Genomic DNA, 23,495 nt, shown 5'->3' on the forward strand with positions numbered 1-23,495 from the left:
ATGATTCGCATTCTCCACATTATTCCTCAACTTTCTGGTGCGGGTCCCACTCGTTCCTTATTAGCTGCGATTAAATATGCTCGTCAGCCTAACCTACCCCAACAGCATCGGGTGATTACCCTAGAATCTCAAGCCTATCCCATCGCCCTCATCTCAGCAAAACGTTTAGGAGTGACTGTCATCCGTCAACCTAACCCCTCTACCCTAAACGCAGAAATTGAGAATGCAGATATAGTGCAAGTTCATTTCTGGAACCATCCTCGACTATATGAGTTACTACAAAAAGATTTACCACCGAACCGTTTACTATTGTGGCTCAAAATTGTCGGCCACCAGCCTCCTCAGATTGTCAGCCCAGAGTTAGTAAAATTGGCGGATCTGCTGGTTCCTACCAGTCCTGAGACTCTTAAGCTTCCAGTTATGCGAAATTACGCCACCTCTGTTGTCCCAGGAATCGCTGATTTTGAACGACTACATCAGATATCTTTGTTACCCCATAGTGGTTTTAACGTTGGTTATATTGGGACGACTAACTTTAGTAAAATGCACCCTCAATATATATCGATGCACGCAGGGCTTAATATTCCTGACTTACAGGTAATTGTCTGTGGAGGCAAAAACCCAGAACTTGAACAACAAGCTCAAGAGTATGGCATCATTGAGAAGTTTCAGTTTCGGGGCTATGTCGAAAATATTAAAACTGTTTTAGCCCAACTAGATGTTTTTGGATATCCTCTTTGTGCTGAAACCTATGCTACCAGTGAAAAAAGTTTACAAGAGGCGATGTATGCAGGAATTCCGCCGGTTGTCTTTCCCTATGGAGGAGTCAAACATATTGTCGAAGATGGGAAAACAGGTTTACTGGTCAGCAGTTTAGAAGCATACCAAAAGGCTATTACTTACCTTTACAATCATCCCCAAGAAAGACAACGCTTAGGTAAAAATGCTCGTCAGTTTATCCAAAGCAACTTTTCTCCAGAAAAAGCAGTAACCCAGTTGGCGACACTTTATAATCAATTACTAACACAACCAAAGCATCAGCGAAAACTGTCAGGTTTTTCTGCTACTCCTGCCCAAAAATTTATTTTTAGTTTAGGAACAACAGCAGAAGAATTTGCTCAAAGCTATCAAGATGATAATCTAGATATTCTCTTAGCTGCGGATCAAAAAATTGCTTCTGCTTCTACCTTACTCGCTCAGGGAGAGGGCGGTGTGGTGCAATACCGCAACTATTATCCCAATGACTGTTTTTTAAGGTTTTGGTCTGGTTTAATTTTACACAAACAAGGGAAGAAACAAAGTGCGATCGCTGAATGGCAAGCTGCTATCAAACTGGGTTTTCCTCACCCTCGTATTCATGATTATCTTGCCCAAGCTGTTTAATTTTTCATTATTAATATGATTTCAAGTACAAATTTTTTCAATCATTTTCTTTCTTTAAAAATAAAAAAATCTCTTCCAGAAATTAGATTATTATTAGCAGGATGTTCTCCCAATTTTCCTGAATTACTGCATCAAAATAAACAAGAATTGTTGGTGAAAGATTTGAATTGGGAATTTTTACTTAATTTTGCCAATTATCATCAACTTAAGTATTTATTTTATCATAATTGTAAGTCAAATAATCTTGATATTATTCCATCTTCATTTTTATTAACTTTACAGAGAGATGTGAGGATTAATACTATTCGCAACTTAAAATTAACTCAAGAACTTAATAAGCTAATAAAAATCTTTAAAGAGGCCGATCTTGCCATTCTTCCCTATAAAGGAACTTTATTATCTGCTGCTTTATACCCGGACTTATCTGTGCGGTATTGCCATGATATCGATTTATTGGTCGCATCTGAAAAGTTTGAATCAGCTAGAAATATATTATTAAGTTTAGGTTATCAGTCAAAGTCTCAGTATAAATGGGAAGAAAGTTTTGTCCATCCCAGGACAGAAATAGAAGTGGATCTTCATCATCAACTAACACCTTCTTTTTTTGTTTATGACTTAAATTTTTCAGAACTTTGGCATCATAAAAAGTCGATTAAAGTTGCAGGAATAGAGTTAGATTCACTATCACCTGAAGATTTACTAACTGTACTATGTATTCAATTTACTAAGGATACATGGGAAAGACAGGGAAAGCTAATTAAAATATTTGATTTTGCTTATTTTTTGAGATCCTATTCTCATCTAGATTGGCAACAAGAATTCAGAAAACTCTCCTCTTTAGGATTGAAAAATCCTTTTCTCTTTTGTCGTCTAATGAGTCAGCAAGTATGTTTTTATGATCTCTCATTTGAAACTGCTTTTCCCTCAGTGATTTATCTTTATGCTTTAATGATTTATCAACATTTAATTCAATTTCCACCTCTAAAATCTGAACAAAAAAATATAGTAGAAAGATTGATTGATAAAATGATGTTTTAACTGCGTCTCCCCACACTTCCCACACTTCACACACTCCCCACACTTCCCACACTTCCCAAGAAACCGGCCGTAAGGTGAAAGGCTAAACTAATTTTTAACAATAGCACCAAAATCTGCTAAAACTCTTCCGTGATTACGGAGAACTCCTAACAAATTTAACCTATTCCGTTTTACATTTTGGTTTTCATCCATCACTAACACACTATTTTCTCCGTCGAAAAATTCACTAACTTTGGGAACAATATCCAGTAACCCTTCTGTTAATAACTGGTAGTTTCTCTCATCTTGTGCTTTAGTTGTTTTAGAAACTAAAGTAACTAAAGCATCAAATAATTCCTGTTCAGAAGACTTTTCAAATAACTCAGTACGCACCACTTTACCGGGATCTAATTCTGTATATTCTAAGTCTCCTTTCGCTGCTAAACGGGTTGAGCGATTGATTGTTTCATAGATTTTATCTAAGATGCCATTGTGACGAATTTCTTGTAAAAATTCTGCCCGTTCTTTGACATCTAAAACGTTTTGTAATGCCCTCTCTGTATAGTCAGCATCCGCTTCACCTGAAACGGCATTAACTAAGTCATAATCAATGTTGAAATCGTCTTGTAATAGGGTTTGTATTCGTTGGATAAAGAAGGTTTGTAATGCTTCTAGGGGAGACTGTTTATCACCATGATCTGCCATAAATGCTTGACAACCTTGTAATAATAATTGAGATAAATTAATGGGTAATTGAGCTTCCCAGGTAACCGCAATAATAGCATTAGCAGCGCGTCTTAGGGCAAAGGGATCACCTGAACCTTTCGGGATCATTCCTAAACCAAAAATACTAATTAAGGTATCTAAGCGATCGGCAATGCCTACTACTTGACCGGTTAAGGTTTTCGGCATGATATCATTAGCCCCACGGGGTAAATAATGCTCAAAAATACCTTGGGCAACTTGTTCTGATTCTCCACTAGCTAAGGCGTATTTTTGCCCCATTACTCCTTGTAATTCGGGGAATTCATAGACCATTTGCGTCACTAAATCAGCCTTACATAAAAGGGCTGTACTGTCAATTTCTTCTTGTTCTTTTTCACTAATTTCTAACTGTTCGGAAATTTGTTGCGCCATGTCCATGATGCGATCGACTTTGTAGCGCATGGTTCCTAATTCTTTTTGGAAGGTGACGTTTTCTAGTTGAGGTAAATAACTATCTAAGGGTTCGTCACAATCAGAGGTATAAAAGAATTGTGCATCGGCTAATCTAGCACGAATTACTCTTTCATTTCCTTGAGCTATAATATCTTTTTTATTGGGATCTCCATTAGCAATGGTGATGAAATTAGGGAGTAGTTCTTGGTCTGATTTTTTCACAGCAAAATATCGCTGATGTTTAACCATTACTGTGATAATGACTTCGGTGGGAAGGTTTAAAAATTCTGGATCAAACTTGCCAGTAACGGCAGTAGGATATTCTACTAAGTTAATAACTTCTGTTAATAAGTCTTCAGGAATATCCGCTTTTCCTGTTAATTGTTGGGAGATATTTTCTATGTCTTTTTCGATAATTTGCTGACGCTGTTTAGGGTCAACTTCTACGTAAGCAGATCGCAAGGTTTCTACATAGTCAGATGCTTGTGTAATAGTAACTGTATCTGGGTGTAAAATTCGATGACCCCTTGATAGGCGATCGCTAGTTATAGTGCTATCTCCGTTAACAATTTCTAGGGGTAATATTTCCTGATCACACAAGGCTACTAACCAACGAATGGGGCGAGAAAATCTTAATTCTCCATTGCCCCAACGCATGAAGCGTCTGCCTTCTAAGCTATTAATCCAAGTAGTAATTAATTCTTGTAAAATTTCTTTTGTTTGTCTTCCTTGAATCTTTTTTTCGATAAAAACAAAGTCCCCTTTATCGGTGGGACGAATTTCTAGATCATCAATATTTACTTCCTGTTTACGGGCAAAACCTTCTGCTGCTTTGGTGGGTTTTCCATCTTTAAATGCTGCTTTTGCAGGTGGACCTTTGATGATTTCTTCTCGATCTTTTTGTTTTTCTGGAAGTCCAGAAATTAATATTGCCAGTCTTCTGGGAGTACCATAAACTGCTAGGTTATCGGGGGTTAAAAAGTTTTCTTCTAAACTGTTAGGAATGATCTTTTGCCATTGAGCGATCGCTTCATCAATAAAATCTGCTGGTAATTCTTCTGTACCGACTTCCAATAAAAAGAACATATTGACTTCAATTTGCTAAGTTAAAATAGATTATGGAGACACATATCTTCTTATCATATCATTATTGGCTTTTCGGATCTATAAAATTTTTATTTTTAAGATATTTTTTACTTTTTTATTGATAGATTTTAATTAGTAGGATAGGATTAACCTATCCTGAATTGATACCTAAAAAACACCTAAAAGGACAGCAGTGGTAAACAACATAAACATTGCTAGGACAATCATAAAGATTGTGAAATAGGGTGCGTGGTTAATCTTTTCTAGGTATTCGTGCTTTTTGCGATCTTTTTCGCTTAAGGGCTTAAAATACATATCGTGCATGATATCACCTCTCTATTTTACTTATCTCAAGGTTGAAGATGACCTTTCTTTCTTCTTAAACTTGCCAGTAAATTAAGTCTGTTATTGCCTACTTTGAACGAGATTTAGATTCAATGTACACTGATTAATGATTAGACTCACAACTCAATTATTTTTGTGCTGAAATGTCATCAACTTATGACTTCATTTTAAACCCATAAACTTTAATTAGACGTTAATATTTGTTACAAAATTGTCTAAATATTAGTGAGTCACGGACATTGCTGTATCTAAATGTTTGATTAAAGTTGCTTCAGATAAAGGCCCTTTTAGATGACTCCAGGGTAATATTTGCTCTGTTTTCCAGTTATCATGAACATAATAATCTAACGGTGGTAATTGTCCTTTTAACTCCTTGAAAGCGCGTTTATAACTTCCTAATGAGTCCCCGTATGATCGGGTTAATTGTAACAATTTACTAAGACGGCGATCGCCTCTTGAAATTAATGCTTGAATTACAGACCAATTATAGCTTTCTGGGCGAAATTCTATGCCTTTTTTACCCAGTTGTTTCTCTAAATATTTGAGTCTTTTTTTTGCTATTTTATTTACTCCAAACCATTGAAAGGGAGTGTGAGATTTAGGGACAAAAGTGCTACAACCAAAGGTTAATCTTAATCCTGGGGCTGCTTTTTTTATTGCTTCTAACATGATAATAGTTTGTTCAATATCTTCTTCATTTTCTTCTGTAATTCCTACCATTCCATAGAGTTTTATGTTTTTTAATCCTCCATTTTTTGCGTTAATTGCTGCTTGAATTATTTCTTCATTTTCTAATTTTTTGTTAATAATTCTTCTGATTTTATCGGAACCACTTTCAACAGCAATAGTTACTGATTTTGTTTGGCGATCGCTTAATATTTTTGCTAATTTTTCGCTTAAAGTATTGGTCCTAACGGAAGCAATACTAACTCTAATATTTTCATATTTTGGTTGATAAAGATAATCTAATAATTCGTTAAATTCGGGATGTTGTGTAACAGATGCACCTAATAAACCGATTCTATTAGTTACTTGTAAACCTTTTTCAATCGCTGGTATTAAAGATGATTCTAAACTTGCAGTACGAAAGGGTAAAGTTAGATAACTTGCTAGACAAAAACGACACATTTCGGGACAACTTCTGACCACTTCTACCATGTAAATGTTTTCCCAAGCTGCTTTTTCTGTTACGACAGTAGAAGCGGATAAAATATTACCTTTATAGGTTTGTTTTTCAACAGTTGAAGGTATATTATCATCAATAGGTTTAATAGATGTTATATCACCGTCAGGACTGCTATAATTAACTTCATACAAACTGGGAACATAAATCCCTGGAATAGTGGCTAAATATTTTAATTTTGTTTCTCTGTCTTCGTATCTAACAGTTTTATAAGCATTGATAAAATCACTAATTAAATTTTCTCCATCTCCTAATAAAATGATGTCGAAAAAATCAGCGAAGGGTTCAGGGTTAGCGGTTAAAACAGGACCACCACCAAAGACTAGAGGATGATTATTATTGCGTTTACTTGCTAGAAAAGGAATAGTCAAAGATTCTAAAAGATTGAGAATATTAACATAATCTAATTCCCAAGAAAAAGAAAAACCTAATAATTCTGGTTTTTGGGGTAATGTTTCTTGAATATCCGTAAATAAGCGACTAACATTAACATCAGAACGAGTAGCAAAAGTTGCCCATATAAGTTGATAACCTAAGCTAGTAATTCCCACATTATAGTCATTAGGAAAGGCAAAGATTAAAGGAATAGCATCATTATCAGGAGAGACAGGATTAAATAATAATTTTTCTTGGCTAAAATCAGTCATTAGTTACTAAATTTTTTAGTTATTAAGTCTATGTTTAAATTAAGTAGGTGTGTGTCATTCAACATAAAAGTTAGTAGTCAAAATTTTATCCTTGATGCTGACTATATTTATTGTCCTAAAGGACTAACTACAAACTTACATTTTTGGGGTAGTCTATTATGAGTAGTTAAGGTTTAATTTTTGCCTCATTTTCTATTAGAGAAACTCATAAATAAATTAACCAATATTTGTAGCAGTCTTAATCTTTAAAGCTAAGGCAAATATTTTTGTACAACAGCCCAACCGCTTAAACTAACCATAGCAAAGCCAACAAATAAGATAATATTAGTCCCAATATGTAACCAGCGCATTCTCGGTTTTTCTGGACTAATTTGTGTAGCAACAGTAGCAGAAATTAAAACTAAAACAACAGTGAATAATCCAGCAATTAAATGAGGAGAATGACCCAAGCTACCGTAATGTCCTAAAGTTCCTACTAAACCAATCACTAATAATAGTAACACCAATGCCACCATAATCGCCCCAATGATATAATGGAGAGGGCGTAACCATAGAGGTAAAAAAGCTTCAGTATTTCGGCGATAAAACATCCATCCCCCGGATATTCCCAATAATAAATAGGCAAATAAAGATAAACCCATTGACCAAGCAGCTATTTTCCATAGCCATAAAAAAGATGGTAAATTCATAGTTGATGATTAATAGTTCTTTGCTGCTTCATGAAACCTAGACAAACCTAGACAGGCTTGTTGTTCAATTCCTGTTTCAACCAAGGGAGACGGCTCCTTCTTGTCCACAAGCGTTCACCGATAAGCCATCGGCATTGCTTGTCCAACTTTCGAGATTAATAGACGCATTGAGATCCCTGTCCATAACTTGACCACAATTTTGACAATGATATACCCTTTCAGATAAGGGCATATCTTGTATATTTCCACACACGGAACAAGTTTTTGAACTGGGAAACCACCTATCTACTATAGTTAGTAAAAAACCAAAACATTCTTGTTTATAACTCAACAATTCTCGAAAACGATATAATCCTAAATTAGATAAGGCATCTGATAATTTATGGTTAGCCATCATGCCTTTTAGGTTTAAGTCTTCTACGAGAATATGTTGATAAGTTTTAGCTAATAATGTAGTGGTTTTTTAAAGCTCTTTTCTTGATTATTTAGCTTTAATTCCCTTTTGATTGCGTACATATATGGCCATTGTTTCTGGACTGGTTCTATTATATCTCAATCCATGCTCTATTAAACTGACAATTTTTGTGGAGCAGAGGAAATATCCTAGACATTATGTACAGGTATGTCTAGAATTGTACAGGTTTTTGTCTTCTAGAAGAAACTCTTTTATTTCACCTCACGCGCTAACATTTTACCCGATAACTGATCACGGATAACTGATCACTCAAAAAAAAAGCCCCAATGGGGCAATCTCAGCTAGAATTTTTCAATCATGAATTGTCTTTATGTGACTTTTTAAACTAATGCAGCTTTTAAATCAGACAATGGAGAATTCTGTTTATCGTTTGTTTGTATAGTTTGCTTTTTATCAGTAGAAGGAGTAGCAGAAACAAATTCTTCCTCTATTTCGTCATCGTTTCCGTCACTTATAGCAAGGCGTTCACAAGGAATGGTATCTGAAATAATAGCACTAGCCATCATTCCTGTATGGACTTCTAGTTGCGCCTGGGGTAAAGCTTCAAACATAAGGCGTTGCCCCGGAAAAACAACTCGCTCAAAATACCAGTTTTCTATGTTGGTAATGCGAGCAACTTGGATTTGACTGGTGGCGTTTACATAACAGCAAAGTAGCACTTTTCTTTGCCCAGTGGGGACGGGATCAAGGATCTGAGCCATAATAATTGAGGCAATTTAGTTTCTGATTGTTCATTTCCTCTTTACCCTAACACTCAGTGATCCCCGTTAGCTGTAATCAATATTACAATCAATACTTTTTTTGCACACCTCTCAAGACTCCCACACTATTATGATATAATGTGAAGTCTGGTTTAAGGACGTTTTTTTCGAGTATTCTGACCTAAGCAAAAAGCCCTATTCACGGGGTTATTAGCCGATCAACTATTGAAAATATTGACGAGTTTGCTAGTAAAAAGCTCCCAAAAGTTAAGAGATATTACAAATTTTAAGTAATTTTAACCCTGAAATATAACTTTACAAAAACGGGGATCGCCCAACTTATAGGAGTTTGAGATTAGTTGTATCAATATTTCCGTTGGGTAAGTGTGAGGAGTATGGGAGAGTGTGAGGAAGATGTCACTCCATACCATACCTTATGTGACAAAAGTTGATATTATATAAAGAACATTGTAAATAAATATTACGGTTTCATTAATGTATTTATACTATACCCTTGGATTTATCGCTGTCGTCTTAGTCATAGGAATTCTTGTCTATCTTCTAACACCTCGCAGTTATGAATCATCTGATACAGTAGCAACTTCTTACGACGAATGGACTCAAGACGGGATTTTAGAATTTTATTGGGGAGAACACATTCACTTAGGTCACTACGGTTCACCACCAAGACGCAAAGATTTTTTAGAAGCAAAAGCTGATTTTGTTCACGAAATGGTCAAATGGGGTGGTTTAGACAAATTATCTCGTGGTACAACCGTTTTAGACGTTGGTTGTGGTATTGGCGGCAGTAGTCGTATCTTAGCCAAAGAATACGGCTTTCAGACAACAGGAGTTACCATTAGTCCCAAACAAGTACAACGGGCCACGGAATTAACCCCCGAAGATGTTACCGCTAAGTTCCAGGTAGATGATGCTTTAAATCTCTCTTTCCCAGATAACAGTTTTGATGTGGTTTGGTCTATTGAAGCTGGCCCCCATATGCCAGATAAAGCTAAATACGCTTCAGAAATGATGCGAGTCTTAAAACCTGGTGGTATTTTAGTAGTAGCAGACTGGAACCAAAGAGATGACCGTCAAAAACCCCTAAATTTCTGGGAAAAACCAGTTATGCGTCAACTCTTGGACCAATGGTCACACCCTTCATTTTCTAGTATCGAAGGCTTTTCCGAACAAATCGAAGCCACAGGATTAGTAGAAGGAAAAGTCATTACAGCAGACTGGACAAAAGAGACTCTTCCCTCTTGGTTAGAATCCATTTGGCAAGGAATTGTCCGCCCTCAAGGCTTTATTCAATTTGGTTTCTCTGGATTCATCAAATCTTTAAGAGAAGTTCCAACCATGTTATTGATGCGATTGGGATTTGGTGCCGGTTTGTGTCGTTTTGGAATGTTCCGCGCTATCAAGTCTCCTTCTGTTTCCCAGTCCACCCAGACTGCAACAAGCGAAACAGTAAACGTTTAAACAATTTAGTATCAATTAATCAACTAAAATAGAGTGAAAAGGACTAGGGACTGAATCAAGGTTTTTCAGTCCCTTTCCTTTAGCAAGTCTTGAAAAATATTGTCCTCAAGGAAGGGTAAAAGTATGACAATGTTTGGTTTTTTGGGTGGTACAATTATGTCCGTTGAGTCTGGTTATAAGGTTTTTCCTCATCCTAAATCCGATAAAATTTATACTCGATTAAGTGATGCTAAATGGTTTTTAGCCGTGAGATGGTGTGACACCCTTCCTACTCCGGCCGCTATTATTAATAACACTGGAGAATTGGCTTTTGTTAATCAATTTGTTTTGACTATGGGAGAAAAAAACTTTATTCCTCAATCAGATAGATTAAACATATTTACTCGATGTTTGTCTCTATTACCTAATGAAACAGTTAATTATGAATTACAAAATCAAAATCGTATTTTAGAAATACAAGGTTTAGAAATCGATGCTCGTTACGGTAAAGTTGCCTTAGTTAGGGAATTATCAATGGATAATTGATAATTGATAATTGATAATTGATAAACAAGATAATAGTTATGACATTCCCCCCTTCTCCCCGTCCCCCTGTCCCCCCGTCCAACTCTCAAGATAACTTTTCTAGAAAAGACGAAATCACAATAATTGGTGCCGGTATTGGTGGTTTAACTTTAGCTTCTGCTTTGGAAAAAAAAGAAATTCCTTTTCAACTATACGAACAAGCAGACTCTTTTGAAGCATTAGGATATGGTATTCAAGTTAGTCCTAATATCGTTAGAGTATTGTGGGAATTAGGTTTAGAAAAAGAGCTAGAAAATATATCTCATCGTTGTTTAGGTTTTGAGTTGCGATCGTTCAACTCAGACAAAATTTTAGCCAAATGGCAGCTTAATAATAAAATCCCCTATTATCAATGCAGAAGATCAGATTTGCATCAATTATTATTTGATTCTATTCAAGATAAAAATAGAATTCATTTCTCGCAGCGTTTAGAATCATACCAACAGGAAGATGACAAAATCTCTCTCTACTGGCAAAATTTGCAATGCACAACCACCACTGCATTAGTTGCGGCCGATGGGGTTCGTTCTCAGGTTAGGCGATCGCTTCTTGATGCAGTCGCTGATGGGGTAAAGCCTCAAAACAACCCTGAGCAAACTCAATACGCTGGTTACGCTGCTTACAGAGCAATTTTACCCTTTAAAGACAAATATCGTTCCTTTTGGGGCAAAGCTACTGTTTGGATGGGGGAAAATCATCACGTTGTCGTTTATCCTAATGGTAATCAAAACAATTCAACCCCTTGGCTTAATTTGGTGTTAGTGGTCAAAGATGCTAACTGGAACGAACAAGGTTGGAATATTCCCGCAGATAAACAAGCAGTTGCCCAAGAATTTGCCAATCAATCAGAGGAACTCAAAGAAATTTTAGAGGATATGATGGCAAGTCCCGAACCTTGCTTCAAATGGGGCTTATTTATTCATCAACCCCTCCCCTATTGGTCACAGGGTAAGGTAACTTTATTGGGGGATGCAGCACACCCAATGCTACCTTTTCAGGCCCAAGGTGCAGCTATGGCCATAGAAGATGCTTATGTTTTGGCTGAATATTTAGCTAGGGAAAAGGACATAGAAAAAGCTTTTCTTAACTATCAACAAACCCGTATTAAACGTGCGACAAAAGTGCAACAAGTCTCTAGAAATAATGCTGATATTTTCCACGCATCGGGAGTTAAAGCAATGATTAGAAACTTTGGTCTAGGTTTGATTTCGTCCACTTTTCCTAGTTTACTCAATCAAAAAACAGCTTGGATTTATGATTATGATTTATGTGTTAAATTAAATAAGCAATAATTTCTTGATTAGATAATTTAATTAAGCGATCGCCTTGACCATCTTTACCCCAAATTCTAATATTTTTTGCTACTATATTTAGGGTTTTATTTTGGTTAGTTAATAAGGTAACTTGTCTAGAATCTGAAGCTGCAATCATCCCTAATAAACTATCAGTTTTTTGGGTAAATTGTAAAGCTTGTGTTCCAATATCTCCTAGTTTGGTCATGCGTAAACCTGCAAGATTTAAGCGTTTACCATAGCCTAATTTAGACACCAATAAAATTGTCTTATTTTCATCGACGGTAACACAACTAATAATAGTTTCTCCGTAGCGTAATTTTAAGGCTTGATTTCCTTGAGCGTTGCGACCCATAATAGGAATAACTTCATCAATAACGGGGAAGCGTAACACTCGACCACTGGACATGGCGATCGCAACTTCTTCTCCTTCTTTTGTCAGAGAAATAAACTCTAAATAATCATTATCTTTCAGTTTAATTAAGACTAAACCTCGATTGGTTAAACCGTCTAATTCTGATAATTGAAGTCGTTTAATTTTACCCTGATTTGTTAATAATAATAAATCTTGATTTTCCTTATTATCTGATGAGAAGAAAATAGATATAACTTTTTTGCTATCTCTTTGTGCGCTTTTTGGTAATAAACTCAGTAAAGGAATGGGTTGAATATCAATGGGAGGAACATCAGAAACATTTACAGGGTAAGCTTTTCCGATATCAGTAATCACAATAAACTGTTCTCTTTCTTGAATAGGTTGGCTGTAAGTTGCTAGATGATTATCAGGGATTTTATTATCAGGTGATCTCCAGCAAATTGTCCCTTGATATGTCATTTCTAAGATTGCATTCTTAGGGGGATTTTGGGGAGTAAACAAGCTAAAGGGTTGAGTTATTGTTTCTATTTCTTGGTTGGATTTTAAGTTGTTTTTATCTTTATTTTTACTCTGTTTTTGAGATTTTTTTGTTGTTTCTGATGTACTATTTTCTGCTGAATGTTTAACAATACGAGTGCGTCTTTTATCTCCATATTTACGTTTAAGCGATCGCAGTTCTTTCTTTAATACTTTTAAAAATTCGGGACGATTATTTAACAGAGTTTCTAACTCATTAATTCTGGCTTCTAACTGATCGTTTTCTGCCTGTATTTTTTGTCTTTCTAACCCGGTTAAACGACGCATCGGCATGGCTAAAATGCCATTAGCTTGCGCTTCACTCAAATTCAATTCTTGTTTAAATTGTACCTTAGCGGTAGTTCCATCAGCAGCATGGCGTAAAATATCAATTATACGATCTAAATCGTTGAGAGCAATTAATAATCCTTGCAAAAGATGTAACCTATTTTGACATTCTTGTAATTCATTATTGTATTGACGGGTTAAAGTTTCCTCTCGAAATTTGAGGAATTCTTCTAATAGTTGACGAAGGGATAATTGACAGGGTTGATTATCCACCAAAGCTAACATAATCGCCCCAAAATTTTGTTGGAGGGCTGTTTTTTTATACAATTGTTTGAGAACCGTTTTCGCCACCGCATCCCGTTTTAACTCAATTACCACGCGCATTCCCGTGCGATCGCTTTCGTCGCGAATATCAGCAATACCTTCTAATCTACCATCGTTGACTAAATCAGCAATTTTTTCGATCCAAGCGGACTTATTGACCTGATAGGGCAATTCTGTGACGATAATGGCGGTTCTTTCCTTACGGCGTTTTCTGCCCACATCCATGCGTTGAATGTCCACCACACCACGCACAGTAATACTACCTTTTCCGTGACGATACGCCTCTTCAATACCCTGAGTTTGCGTAATTTGGCCTCCTGTGGGAAAATCGGGGCCAGGAATAATTTTCCAGAGTTTTTCGTCGGATAACTCGGGATTATCGATTAAAGCGATCAACCCATCCACCACTTCCCCTAAGTTATGGGGGGGTATATTGGTGGCCATTCCCACTGCGATACCTGTACAACCATTGAGGAGTAAATTGGGTAATTGTGCTGGTAAAACAACGGGTTCTTGTTGAGAATTATCAAAATTACTACTAAAATCAACGATTGCCTCGCTAATCTCTGTCAACATCCCTTGATTGGCGATGGGAGAGAGTCGGGTTTCGGTGTAACGCATAGCGGCCGGAGGATCGTTATCTACCGATCCAAAGTTACCATGGCCGGCTAAGAGGGGATAACGACTAGAAAAATCTTGAACCATCCGTACTAGGGCATCATACACCGCTTGGTCCCCGTGGGGATGGTATTTACCCAACACATCCCCCACCACACGGGCGCATTTTCTAAAGGGGCGATCGGGGGTTAACCCTAGTTCGTGCATAGCGTAGAGAATACGACGGTGAACGGGTTTGAGGCCATCTCTAACATCAGGTAAGGCCCGTCCCACAATCACACTCATGGCATACTCAAGATAGGAACGCTGCATTTCTGCGTGTAACGCTGTGGGGATAATTTCACCGCTTCCTACGAGTCGTAACTGTTTTGCCATAAGTTTCCTTTCCTGTTGAATTAATCATATTGGGAGATGTCCCTATTACTTACCATACATCTCTTGCGTTTTTTGGCAAGTATTTTTAGGGTACATCTTAGTATATTTGTAGCAGAACTTTGGTGTAGTGTGTGGAGTGTGGGGAGTGTGGGGAGTGTGGGGAGTGTGGGGAGTATTAGTATTTTGATGTTTAATCTATGATTTTTTTCAACGCTTTGATAAACATTTTGAAGCTATAGGATTTATTTTTATCTAAGTTGTTGATTTCTAAATATTCTCCAATTTTTCGAGAACCACTGATAGGTTGGTAACTATCGACAAGTTTTTTTAGTTCTTGTTTTGCGGAATTAAGTTGATCAGGATTTCTATATTTTTTATTATTTTGTTTTTTACTCAATTCTCCTGTTTTTAGTTCAAATGCTTTTTCAACAGCAGCTAAGTCTCCTAAAAACCATGATTCTAGTTCATGACAAACAATTCTAATTAAAGTATCAGATCGTCCAGACTTATTAGATAAATTTTTCAGGTGGTTTTTTATTTTTACACAGTTTCCTGAGTCTTGATCTCTCATAATAATAAATCTGCCGGCTGTTTTCCAAGCTTTTAGTTTTCTGGGAATAGACTTTTCTAAGTCTTGTTTCCCTTCATGGGAGATACATTTAAAAGTAACACTTTTAGGAATAACCCGAGGTAATAAAACTTCTAATAGTTCTTTCATGGAACGTTCTTCCAATAAAAAAACTAAGTCATAGTCTTGATTCATTTTGGATCAACACCTCCAAAAAATCCTTGCTTCCATAAATATCCAGGTAAGTCTCCTTCTTGATATAAATTATTCAGTAATTCCTGTTCAGAAGCACGATAAACTTGAGTAATTCCTTCATTTTTTTCTAACCAAAAAATATTATTCAAATCAACTGCATTCAGAAAATCTGGGGAATGAGTGCTAACAAAAACTTGGCCTTCTAAACGGGTATATGCTTCAAATTCTTCCGCTAATTCTTGTAATAATAAAGGATATAATTGATTTTCTGGTTCTTCTACACATAATAGAGGATGTGGATTAGGATCATGTAATAAAACAAGATAAGCAAACATTTTAATCGTTCCATCGGAAACATAACGTGAAACAAAAGGATCACGAAAAGATTCATCTTGAAACTTTAATATTAAACGTCCATCTTCCGTTTCTTTTGCTTCTACTTTAGAAACTCCAGGAACTCTTTGCTTCATTTTGTTGAGTATTTTTTCAAAAATATCTTGATGACTTTCGTAAATATATTGAGCAACTAAAGGTAAGTTATCTCCTGTTGTTGATAAATGTTCTGCATATCCAGCATCTTTACTTCCTCTAGCTGCGCTAATATGAAAGTCAGAAACGTGCCAATTTTCGATTAAAAGTCTAAATGCACTAGCAGCTTTAAAACGTTGAAACTGTCCTAGTCCTTTTATTGCTAGGGTATCTGCTGCATCGAGGGTTTGTTCTTCACGAGTTAATTCTTCTTCAGTTTTATCAAAATCTTCTTCATTTGTAATAGCAAAACCTTTTCCATTTTTAAAGTCTAAAAAATGAAAAGGAGATCCTTGACTACCACGTTTATAACGGAGAATTTCTCTTTTAACTATAGGTCTATTTTTTTCTAAACCTATTTCTAAAACATAAGTAACTAATCTTTCTTTATTCAGAATTTTCATTCTAAACTTAATTTCAAAATAAATTTTTTCTTGTTCATGTCCTCTTGTAATGACTTCTTTAAATCCTCCTCTTCGTTGTAAACTTTGACGAATATTATTTTTAAGAGAATCCCTTAAAAATCCAAAGACATCAAATAGGGTACTTTTACCTGTTCCATTTGCTCCTACAAATACACAAAATTTAGGTATATTATTAATAGTAATATCTTGAAAAGCTTTATAGTTTTTTATAGTTAATGATGTTATTCGCATGATTTTTCTTGTGTTAAGAATACTTTTTTAGTTTAATTTAATCACCAAAGATATTTCAGATAACTTCATTATTTCTAATTTGAATTTTGTTTCTTATTAAATCTATTTCAACCTCAGATAATGGTGACTTTTTGAAAAAGGTGCGCTAAGACAATATTAACGCACCTTAAACCTTACTAAAATTCACCAACTAACGCTTGATTACACCTTTCACAAATAGTAGGATCATCTTTAAATTCTCCTACTTTTGTTGAATAGTTCCAACAGCGATCGCATTTCTCTCCTTCTGCTTTAATAACTCCCACAGAAACTAACTCTGACTCGCTTTGATAGTCTGCTTTTTTAATGTTATCTAAACTATCAACTAATTCCACTTGAGACGCTAAGACAAAATAGCGTAATTCATCCACTTTATTTCCAGTTAAACTATCAGCAGGATTGAATTTTTCTAGCTGTTGTCTTAACTCTTGATCGCTGACATAAAGTAACACTTTTGCATCTAAAGATGAACCGATCGCTTTCTCTTTTCTGGCTAATTCTAGGGCGTTATTAACTTCGTTTCTCATTGCCCTGATTTTCGTCCAGGAAGCCCCTAATTCTGGGTTTTCCCACTGTTTTGACATTTTCACCCATCCTGCCTCAAAAACTGATTTATAAGGGGTTTCATAGGGTAAAAATTGCCAAATATCTTCGGCCATGTGACATAAAACAGGTGCAATCGCTTTAGCTAAATTTTCAATTGCTACTGCTAATACAGTTTGACAACTACGACGACGCATAGACTCAGGATGAGAAATATAGAGTCTATCTTTAGCAATATCTAGATAGAAATTAGATAAATCTACCACACAGAAATTTTGTACAGTTTGGAAGAAACGGAAGAATTGATAGGTATCAAACGCATCGGTTACTTCTGTAAAAACTTCGGTAATGCGATGCAACATATAACGATCTAATTCCGGTAATTCTTCATAAATAACTGTATGTTTCTTCGGATCAAAATCGTGTAAGTTGCCTAATAAAAACCTGGCTGTGTTGCGAATCTTGCGATAGATATCAAATAACTGTTTTAGGATAGTTTTGCCGACACGAATATCTGAAGAATAATCAACTGATGACACCCAAAGTCTGACTAAGTCTGCCCCATAGGGTGGTTCTTGTTTTTGATTTTTTCCTCCGTTAATAATCACATTAGGATCAACAATATTTCCCAATGATTTACTCATCTTATATCCTTTTTCATCTAAGACGAAACCATGAGTTAATACTGTCTTATAAGGTGCAATTCCATTTACTGCAACACTTGTTAACAAACTAGACTGAAACCAACCCCTATGTTGATCACTTCCTTCTAAATAAATGTCAGCAGGATACCGTAATTCTTCTCTTTGCTTTGCCACCGAAGCCCAAGAAGATCCAGAATCAAACCAAACATCCATCGTATCAGTTCCTTTCCGATACTTGTGGGCATCTGCTTTATATTGCTCAGGTAATAATTCTTCTACAGACATCTCCCACCAAGCGTCAGAACCTTTCTCAGCAAAAATTGTTTGAATATATTTAATAGTTTCTTCTGTTAGTAAAGGTTCGTTTTTTTCTTCATTATAAAAAACAGGAATAGGTAAACCCCAACTCCGTTGACGAGAAATACACCAATCTGAGCGATCGCCTACCATAGAGGTAATACGATTTTCTCCTTGAGAGGGAACCCAATTAACTGTTTTAATTGCTCCTAAAGCAGCTTCTCTGAACCCTTCAACCGAAGCAAACCATTGTTCCGTTGCCCGAAAAATAGTCGGTTTTTTTGTTCGCCAATCATAAGGATATTTATGTTGATAGGCTTCCTCTTTTAATAATGATCCCTTTTCTTGCAACTCATTAATAATAACTTCATTGGCATTTTTAAGAACATTTAACCCGGCAAACTGTCCAGCTTCTTCTGTAAAATTACCTTTAGCATCAACAGGAGACAAAACCCCTAAACCATACCGTTGTCCCACCATATAATCTTCTTGTCCATGTCCCGGCGCAGTATGAACTAAACCGGTACCAGACTCAGTAGTAATATAATCACCACCAATAAGAATTTCACTTTCGCGGTCGTATAAAGGATGACGATAAATCGTATGTTCTAAAGCTTTTCCTGAAACCGTTGCTTTTACCATCAACTCCGTTTCAAAAGTAGTTGATAACTTCTCCACTAAATCAGCAGCAACAATCAAATATTGATATTTACACACATCAGAACTCTGTTCTACCACAGCATAGTTGAGAGCAGGATTAAGAGCAACTGCTAAGTTTCCCGGAAGCGTCCAAGGAGTAGTTGTCCAAATAGCAACCCCCAAATTATTTAAGAACGGTTGTAAAATTCCCTCTGTATCTTTTGAAGCTTTAATGATAGGAAAAGCCGCAAAAATACTTCTAGAAGTATGACCTTCAGGATATTCTAACTCTGCCTCAGCTAAAGCAGTTTGAGAACTAGGACTCCAATGAACAGGTTTCAGTCCCCGATAAATATACCCTTTGAGGGCCATTTCCCCAAATACCCCAATTTGCGCTGCTTCGTATTCAGGAGTGAGGGTTAAATAGGGATTTTCCCAGTCTCCCCACACTCCGAACCGTTTAAAACTTTTTGCCTGTTCTTGTTGAGTTTTAAGGGCAAAATCACGGGCTTTACGGCGTAATTTGAGAGGGGTTAAACCTTCCCTCTCTTTAGACTTCATACTTTGTAATACTTTGAGTTCAATAGGCAGTCCATGACAGTCCCAACCAGGAACATAACGGACTTTTTTACCTCGCAGTAGTTTATATTTATTGATAATATCCTTGAGGGTTTTGTTTAAAGCGTGGCCCATGTGTAGGGACCCGTTAGCGTAGGGAGGACCATCGTGGAGTATAAACACCTCTTCTGGGTTTTCTTGGGATAACTTCTCATAAATTTGATTATCCGCCCAAAATTTCTGTAATTCGGGTTCTCGCTTCACAGCATTGGCCCGCATACTAAAATCAGTCTTGGGTAAGTTTACCGTATCTTTGTAGCTTTTGGGTTCTGTCACAGTAGTAAATTAGAAATTATTGTTTCTGTTTACTACTATTTTAGGTGAGTTGGGTAGAGACATTGAACCATACTACAAAGACATCTAAATTGATTTTAGTTATTCTGAATCTGAATCATTAGTCCATGTCATCTTCCTCTGACATTTTGCATAAATTTCTTGTACTAACCTATTTTTTATGGGTTCCATAAGATCATCATTAACAAAGTCAACGGGTAATACACTGCCATTATCCAATAATTTTCCCATTTCTTGATAATAAATTTCTGTCGCTTCTGGATGAGAAAAATATTCTGTTGTCCCAGGTTTAATGTCTGCTCCTTCAGGCATTTCTGGCTCTGGAAGTTGACAAATTCTTTGAGCAATATACTTAATTTGAGAAGCTGTAGGTACTGCTTGAGCCGGTAAAGATAAGATTGTTAATAGGATTAATGAAATAGGTAACCGAAAATACATCTTATTTTTCTCCTTATTTATTCACTGTCTTTAGGAATATTGAATTGATAGTTATTGCTAATTTCATAAGTTCTGAGTGGGCAATTATCATAAGCTTTTTGCACTACTAAATTATATAAATTAGTCTGCTGTTCTTCATTTCTAATATCTTCAACAGTAAGTATTTTATCATAGACCCATTTTCCTCTCGAACGCAGAAAAATACTTTCAAGACTTTCAGAAGAGTCTCTAGGAGCATTACATATTCTTTGAGCAGCTTCCTCGATCTGAGAATCACTAGGAAATGCGCGAACAGGTAAGGGAAATACTATTAATATTACCGAAATTCCCAATACAGACTTAAGTAACATAATTTTTAACTTAACTCAATTCAATTAGTATTTATCTAAAAAATAGATTCGTTCTCTATTTTTTTCATCAGTATGAATACTGGTTTTAAGTTGCAATTTATATCAATCACTAAGTTAAATTACTATCAGTATATTACTAAATTTATAGTCAGATTTTTCTAAAAGATAGTTAAAATTCTGTTGATGGTAAACTATCAATAATAGTAACAGAACGAAAAGACCGGCCTAATTGATATTCGGCATAATTTCTTAATAAATGTTCCACTTTTAACCAAGGAACCGTAAAATTACTATCTAGAATAGTAGCAGGAAAAATTTTGCCTGGATGGGGTAAATATGATTTATTTAAGTGCTGTAATAAGGTCAATTCTGTTGCTTTTAGTCTCTGATTAATAATCGGCATAATAACAGTATTATCACTATTTTTTTCTCTATCTTTAATGCTTAAATTAATCAGTCCACCAGCATCAAAACTAAAACCAACACACCAACTAGGATCATGAAAATTAGGGTTTAATTCTTCTTGGGTAACGCAACAACAATGAACTTGGGGACCGATACCTGCGATCGCTAATAAATGAAACACAGCTTGTGCTAAATATCCGTATAAACTCTCAGCTAAAGACATCTTTTCTAACCTTCGTAAATGCTCGTTTAAGAGTTCATAAACTTCTACTTGAGGTAGATCATCTAAAGCTAAATTTAACACCAATTCTGCTAAATATTGGGCTGCTGCAAGCTTTCCTAAATCTTTACTTAAACCTGGATAAGATTCGAGGGTATTGGCCTGAGTTATTTTATCAAGCGATCGCCCTTTAGCTATTAGTAATTCATTAATAACAAATAATTCTGAACGTCCTCTCAACCGTGATTTTTGTTTTCTCGCCCCTGGTACAATAGCGCGAATTAAACCATATTCAGGGGATAAAAGAGTTACTAAGTGATCGGCTTCTTGAAATGGTATTCCCTTTAAAATAATCCCTGTAGTTTTATAGGTTCGACTCATTTTTTTAGTTATCAGTTATCAGTCATGAACTTTTTATTGATTTTAGTTGGTTTAATTAGAGGATTGTGGTGGGGTTAATGGTATTAAACCCCTACAATATTTATTTTAAATTGGTGATAAACCTAACATTGCTCTTAATGTAAAATAGAGAAAAGAAAAAACACCAATAGTAATACCTGCAACAGCGATCGCACTAACCGGATTTTTAAATAAAGGTTTAATCCAGTTAAAAAAGACGAAAAATACCCCTAAAGTAAAACTAATCAGATAACGGGGGTAACGTGAAACATTTTTAAAGAAATCTCCCATTAATTAACCTCTTTTTTTGTTCATTATTTATTACATTTTAGGCTGTGTTACCATATCAGTGAACCATTCTAGCATAATTTAACCGACTCTAGGGACTATAACAGTCATTTCATTTATCATTTGTTTGGAAGTAGGCTTGAAACCTCTCCCAAACTTCTTTCTCCCTAAAGGGAGAGGCTTGAAACCAAAATGTTCAATGTTCAATATTCAATGTTTGGTCACCGAATAATTCATGAGATATCTTTTTTCTTATTTCCTGTTCCATTATACTCAGACTTAATTCTCACAACTGATTGCTACATTGTCTTTATTAATTACTATTTTTTTTACTCTTAAATTAAGATGAAACATTGTTATTGTATTAACCCTTCTTGTCAACAACCTGATCATCCTGATAATAATAATGCTCAGACTAAATATTGTGTAAGTTGTGGCTCAACTTTACTGTTAAATAATAAGTATCGTGTTAGTCGTTTATTGAGCGATAATAGTGGTTTTGGTGTTATTTATGAAGCTTTTGACGGTTTTAATGGCAAAATATTAAAAGTATTACAAGAAAAATGGAATAATGAACCAAAAGCAGTGGAATTATTTAAACGAGAATACGAGATGTTATTATCATTTGGAGGAGTTTTATTATTATTAGCAGCATATCCTAGTTATATTTTTTGGCGTTATGGTTTTTCAGCAACTAACCCTTTATTACTTGATCGAGATAGTAATGAATTTATTTATAAAACATTTACAGGTCATTCTAACCCAGTTTCTTCAATAGCATATAGTCCAGATGGTAAATATTTAGCTGGTGGAAATGATGACGGAACTATCAATATTTAGTGTGTAGGACAATAAATGTTTTATTAGGTTAGATTATTTAGGGTGTTATTATTGTCTCCGTAGGGGCTTAATAATATTAAGCCCAATGTTATTAAGCCCAATATTAATTATTATTTCTTGATTGTCATTGCGAGGGGGTGAATTAATACTAAAGTTTGATTTGTTTTCATTATTCCCCCGAAGCAATCTCTATTTTTTTTGTTGGGTGGTGTTAAAAATGGTGGGTTACGACGAATTCTTGTCTCTCCTTTATAACCGTGCATTGTAGCCGTCTAACCCACCCTACGCTAACTCTTTCAACAACTTCCGTACGATAGTGCCGGAACGGAGTGAGGAACTTCTAACTTCCGACTTCCGACTTCTGACTTCATTACCTCGCCCCACTTTCCGACTGACCATAAGCTTGCCAAGCCAAGTCCAATAACCCATTAACAATAGCTGCTGCCACCACTGCGCTACCCTTACGACCATTAACCGTAATATGTGGTATCTGGGCATCGTGTAACCTTTCTTTAGCCACATCTGCCCCAATAAAACCGGCAGGAGTACCAATCACCAAAGCCGGTTTAATCTCATCTTCTTCCACTAATTCCACCAACCCAGTTAAGGCGGTTTGGGACTCTCCTACCACAAAAATAGCTTCGGGATAGCGTTTTGCTAAAGTTTGCATCCCCCAAGCAGTCATAGTTTTAGTTTTCTGGGGACGGGTAATAGTTTGGGTGCTACAGTAAACAGGATTGGCAAAGGTGTCCTGAAGATTGGGAACAATACCCACCTGAACCATAGGTACATCAACAACTAGAGTTCGACGGGCCGCCAGCGCAGCAGCCCCTAGTTGCAAAGCCTTCTCTGAAAAACGAAGTAGTGAAAGATATTCAAAGTCAGCCGTTTGATAAATAACGCGCCGAACAATTTCGTACTCGGCGGGGGAGAAAACAGTTTCGCCAATCTCCCTATCAATCATAGCTAGACTTTGAGCATCAGTAAGGTGCCATTCCATAGTTAACAAAAAAAA

At 36.0% G+C, this 23,495-nt stretch carries 19 protein-coding genes and 2 pseudogenes; 7 read left to right on the forward strand and 14 right to left on the reverse strand.

All coding sequences use genetic code 11. The features are described from left to right. Together QNJ66_RS15035 and QNJ66_RS15040 are read left to right on the forward strand one after the other, a co-directional pair. Complete coding sequence (locus QNJ66_RS15035; RefSeq protein WP_300508359.1) at window positions 1-1,383, forward strand: glycosyltransferase family 4 protein; 1,383 nt, start codon at window positions 1-3, stop codon at window positions 1,381-1,383. A gap of 15 nt (window positions 1,384-1,398) precedes the next feature. Continuing rightward, entirely contained in the window at window positions 1,399-2,421 is a 1,023-nt protein-coding gene (locus tag QNJ66_RS15040; RefSeq protein ID WP_300508298.1) for a nucleotidyltransferase family protein, read from the forward strand. 87 nt (window positions 2,422-2,508) lie between these two features. Here QNJ66_RS15040 and glyS read toward each other — a convergent pair whose 3' ends face one another. The 5 genes from glyS to QNJ66_RS15065 all read right to left on the reverse strand — a co-directional run bounded on the left by glyS (window position 2,509) and on the right by QNJ66_RS15065 (window position 8,684). After that, on the reverse strand, window positions 2,509-4,644 hold the full coding sequence (glyS, locus tag QNJ66_RS15045; protein ID WP_300508300.1) for a glycine--tRNA ligase subunit beta: 2,136 nt from the start codon (window positions 4,642-4,644) through the stop codon (window positions 2,509-2,511). 567 nt (window positions 4,645-5,211) lie between these two features. Beyond that, window positions 5,212-6,819, reverse strand: a complete 1,608-nt coding sequence (locus QNJ66_RS15050; RefSeq protein WP_300508302.1) for a radical SAM protein — start codon at window positions 6,817-6,819, stop codon at window positions 5,212-5,214. A gap of 251 nt (window positions 6,820-7,070) precedes the next feature. Continuing rightward, a complete protein-coding gene (locus QNJ66_RS15055; protein WP_300508303.1) occupies window positions 7,071-7,508 on the reverse strand; it encodes a DUF4079 domain-containing protein in 438 nt (145 codons plus the stop codon). 76 nt (window positions 7,509-7,584) lie between these two features. Continuing rightward, window positions 7,585-7,905: a zinc ribbon domain-containing protein gene (locus tag QNJ66_RS15060; RefSeq protein WP_300508304.1), complete on the reverse strand. Its 321-nt coding sequence runs from the start codon at window positions 7,903-7,905 to the stop codon at window positions 7,585-7,587. Between the two features lie 398 nt (window positions 7,906-8,303). Further along, window positions 8,304-8,684: a DUF1830 domain-containing protein gene (locus QNJ66_RS15065; protein ID WP_300508306.1), complete on the reverse strand. Its 381-nt coding sequence runs from the start codon at window positions 8,682-8,684 to the stop codon at window positions 8,304-8,306. Between the two features lie 495 nt (window positions 8,685-9,179). Between QNJ66_RS15065 and QNJ66_RS15070 the strand changes: the two genes are divergently transcribed. The 3 genes from QNJ66_RS15070 to QNJ66_RS15080 all read left to right on the forward strand — a co-directional run bounded on the left by QNJ66_RS15070 (window position 9,180) and on the right by QNJ66_RS15080 (window position 12,022). After that, on the forward strand, window positions 9,180-10,166 hold the full coding sequence (locus QNJ66_RS15070) for a methyltransferase domain-containing protein (protein ID WP_300508308.1): 987 nt from the start codon (window positions 9,180-9,182) through the stop codon (window positions 10,164-10,166). A gap of 123 nt (window positions 10,167-10,289) precedes the next feature. Continuing rightward, on the forward strand, window positions 10,290-10,691 hold the full coding sequence (locus tag QNJ66_RS15075) for a hypothetical protein (protein ID WP_300508310.1): 402 nt from the start codon (window positions 10,290-10,292) through the stop codon (window positions 10,689-10,691). 38 nt (window positions 10,692-10,729) lie between these two features. Continuing rightward, window positions 10,730-12,022 carry an FAD-dependent monooxygenase gene (locus tag QNJ66_RS15080; protein WP_300508312.1) on the forward strand — a complete coding sequence of 431 codons (1,293 nt, stop codon included), beginning with the start codon at window positions 10,730-10,732 and terminating at the stop codon, window positions 12,020-12,022. Here the strand turns inward: QNJ66_RS15080 and QNJ66_RS15085 are convergent. From QNJ66_RS15085 to QNJ66_RS15120, 8 genes are all read right to left on the reverse strand, one after another. Further along, a complete protein-coding gene (locus tag QNJ66_RS15085) occupies window positions 12,003-14,519 on the reverse strand; it encodes a DNA topoisomerase (ATP-hydrolyzing) (protein WP_300508313.1) in 2,517 nt (838 codons plus the stop codon). The two genes, QNJ66_RS15080 and QNJ66_RS15085, sit on opposite strands and share 20 nt — an antisense overlap. A 190-nt stretch (window positions 14,520-14,709) precedes the next feature. Beyond that, complete coding sequence (locus tag QNJ66_RS15090) at window positions 14,710-15,282, reverse strand: DUF4276 family protein (RefSeq protein WP_300508314.1); 573 nt, start codon at window positions 15,280-15,282, stop codon at window positions 14,710-14,712. Then, window positions 15,279-16,466 (reverse strand): AAA family ATPase, encoded by a 1,188-nt coding sequence (locus tag QNJ66_RS15095; RefSeq protein WP_300508316.1) that lies wholly within the window; start codon window positions 16,464-16,466, stop codon window positions 15,279-15,281. Before QNJ66_RS15095 ends, QNJ66_RS15090 begins: the two co-directional genes overlap by 4 nt. A 176-nt stretch (window positions 16,467-16,642) precedes the next feature. Next, window positions 16,643-19,522, reverse strand: a complete 2,880-nt coding sequence (gene ileS / locus QNJ66_RS15100; RefSeq protein WP_300508317.1) for an isoleucine--tRNA ligase — start codon at window positions 19,520-19,522, stop codon at window positions 16,643-16,645. 99 nt (window positions 19,523-19,621) lie between these two features. After that, window positions 19,622-19,978: a hypothetical protein gene (locus QNJ66_RS15105; RefSeq protein ID WP_300508318.1), complete on the reverse strand. Its 357-nt coding sequence runs from the start codon at window positions 19,976-19,978 to the stop codon at window positions 19,622-19,624. 17 nt (window positions 19,979-19,995) lie between these two features. Continuing rightward, window positions 19,996-20,328 (reverse strand): hypothetical protein, encoded by a 333-nt coding sequence (locus QNJ66_RS15110; protein WP_300508319.1) that lies wholly within the window; start codon window positions 20,326-20,328, stop codon window positions 19,996-19,998. A gap of 169 nt (window positions 20,329-20,497) precedes the next feature. Beyond that, complete coding sequence (gene recO, locus QNJ66_RS15115) at window positions 20,498-21,334, reverse strand: DNA repair protein RecO (protein ID WP_300508321.1); 837 nt, start codon at window positions 21,332-21,334, stop codon at window positions 20,498-20,500. Between the two features lie 105 nt (window positions 21,335-21,439). After that, window positions 21,440-21,643, reverse strand: a complete 204-nt coding sequence (locus QNJ66_RS15120; RefSeq protein WP_300508323.1) for a DUF751 family protein — start codon at window positions 21,641-21,643, stop codon at window positions 21,440-21,442. Between the two features lie 342 nt (window positions 21,644-21,985). On the opposite strand from QNJ66_RS15120, the pseudogene QNJ66_RS15125 reads away from it, so the two are divergent. Continuing rightward, a pseudogene (locus QNJ66_RS15125) lies at window positions 21,986-22,261 on the forward strand (4-Cys prefix domain-containing protein); the annotation flags it as partial. A 129-nt stretch (window positions 22,262-22,390) separates the two neighbouring features. Continuing rightward, window positions 22,391-22,480 (forward strand): annotated as a pseudogene (locus QNJ66_RS26220) (WD40 repeat domain-containing protein); the annotation flags it as partial. Window positions 22,481-22,850: 370 nt separating this feature from the next. On the opposite strand, the gene QNJ66_RS15135 reads toward QNJ66_RS26220, so the two are convergent. After that, window positions 22,851-23,480, reverse strand: coding sequence for a precorrin-8X methylmutase (locus QNJ66_RS15135; protein WP_300508325.1), 630 nt, complete (start codon window positions 23,478-23,480; stop codon window positions 22,851-22,853). Window positions 23,481-23,495: the final 15 nt, after the last annotated feature.

The sequence above is a fragment of the Crocosphaera sp. genome (assembly GCF_030064895.1).
Classification (GTDB): Bacteria; Cyanobacteriota; Cyanobacteriia; order Cyanobacteriales; family Microcystaceae; genus Crocosphaera.

Bases quoted from the DNA above. Each gene is read 5' to 3' on its own strand.
- QNJ66_RS15040 (WP_300508298.1), top strand. From the start codon at position 1,399: ATGATTTCAAGTACAAATTTTTTCAATCATTTTCTTTCTTTAAAAATA.
- QNJ66_RS15050 (WP_300508302.1), bottom strand. From the start codon at position 6,819: ATGACTGATTTTAGCCAAGAAAAATTATTATTTAATCCTGTCTCTCCT.
- QNJ66_RS15095 (WP_300508316.1), bottom strand. From the start codon at position 16,466: ATGCGAATAACATCATTAACTATAAAAAACTATAAAGCTTTTCAAGAT.
- QNJ66_RS15110 (WP_300508319.1), bottom strand. From the start codon at position 20,328: ATGTTACTTAAGTCTGTATTGGGAATTTCGGTAATATTAATAGTATTT.
- QNJ66_RS15105 (WP_300508318.1), bottom strand. From the start codon at position 19,978: ATGTATTTTCGGTTACCTATTTCATTAATCCTATTAACAATCTTATCT.
- QNJ66_RS15080 (WP_300508312.1), top strand. From the start codon at position 10,730: ATGACATTCCCCCCTTCTCCCCGTCCCCCTGTCCCCCCGTCCAACTCT.
- QNJ66_RS15055 (WP_300508303.1), bottom strand. From the start codon at position 7,508: ATGAATTTACCATCTTTTTTATGGCTATGGAAAATAGCTGCTTGGTCA.
- glyS (WP_300508300.1), bottom strand. From the start codon at position 4,644: ATGTTCTTTTTATTGGAAGTCGGTACAGAAGAATTACCAGCAGATTTT.
- QNJ66_RS15090 (WP_300508314.1), bottom strand. From the start codon at position 15,282: ATGAATCAAGACTATGACTTAGTTTTTTTATTGGAAGAACGTTCCATG.
- QNJ66_RS15085 (WP_300508313.1), bottom strand. From the start codon at position 14,519: ATGGCAAAACAGTTACGACTCGTAGGAAGCGGTGAAATTATCCCCACA.
- recO (WP_300508321.1), bottom strand. From the start codon at position 21,334: ATGAGTCGAACCTATAAAACTACAGGGATTATTTTAAAGGGAATACCA.
- QNJ66_RS15075 (WP_300508310.1), top strand. From the start codon at position 10,290: ATGACAATGTTTGGTTTTTTGGGTGGTACAATTATGTCCGTTGAGTCT.
- QNJ66_RS15070 (WP_300508308.1), top strand. From the start codon at position 9,180: ATGTATTTATACTATACCCTTGGATTTATCGCTGTCGTCTTAGTCATA.
- QNJ66_RS15065 (WP_300508306.1), bottom strand. From the start codon at position 8,684: ATGGCTCAGATCCTTGATCCCGTCCCCACTGGGCAAAGAAAAGTGCTA.
- QNJ66_RS15135 (WP_300508325.1), bottom strand. From the start codon at position 23,480: ATGGAATGGCACCTTACTGATGCTCAAAGTCTAGCTATGATTGATAGG.
- QNJ66_RS15060 (WP_300508304.1), bottom strand. From the start codon at position 7,905: ATGATGGCTAACCATAAATTATCAGATGCCTTATCTAATTTAGGATTA.
- QNJ66_RS15035 (WP_300508359.1), top strand. From the start codon at position 1: ATGATTCGCATTCTCCACATTATTCCTCAACTTTCTGGTGCGGGTCCC.
- QNJ66_RS15120 (WP_300508323.1), bottom strand. From the start codon at position 21,643: ATGGGAGATTTCTTTAAAAATGTTTCACGTTACCCCCGTTATCTGATT.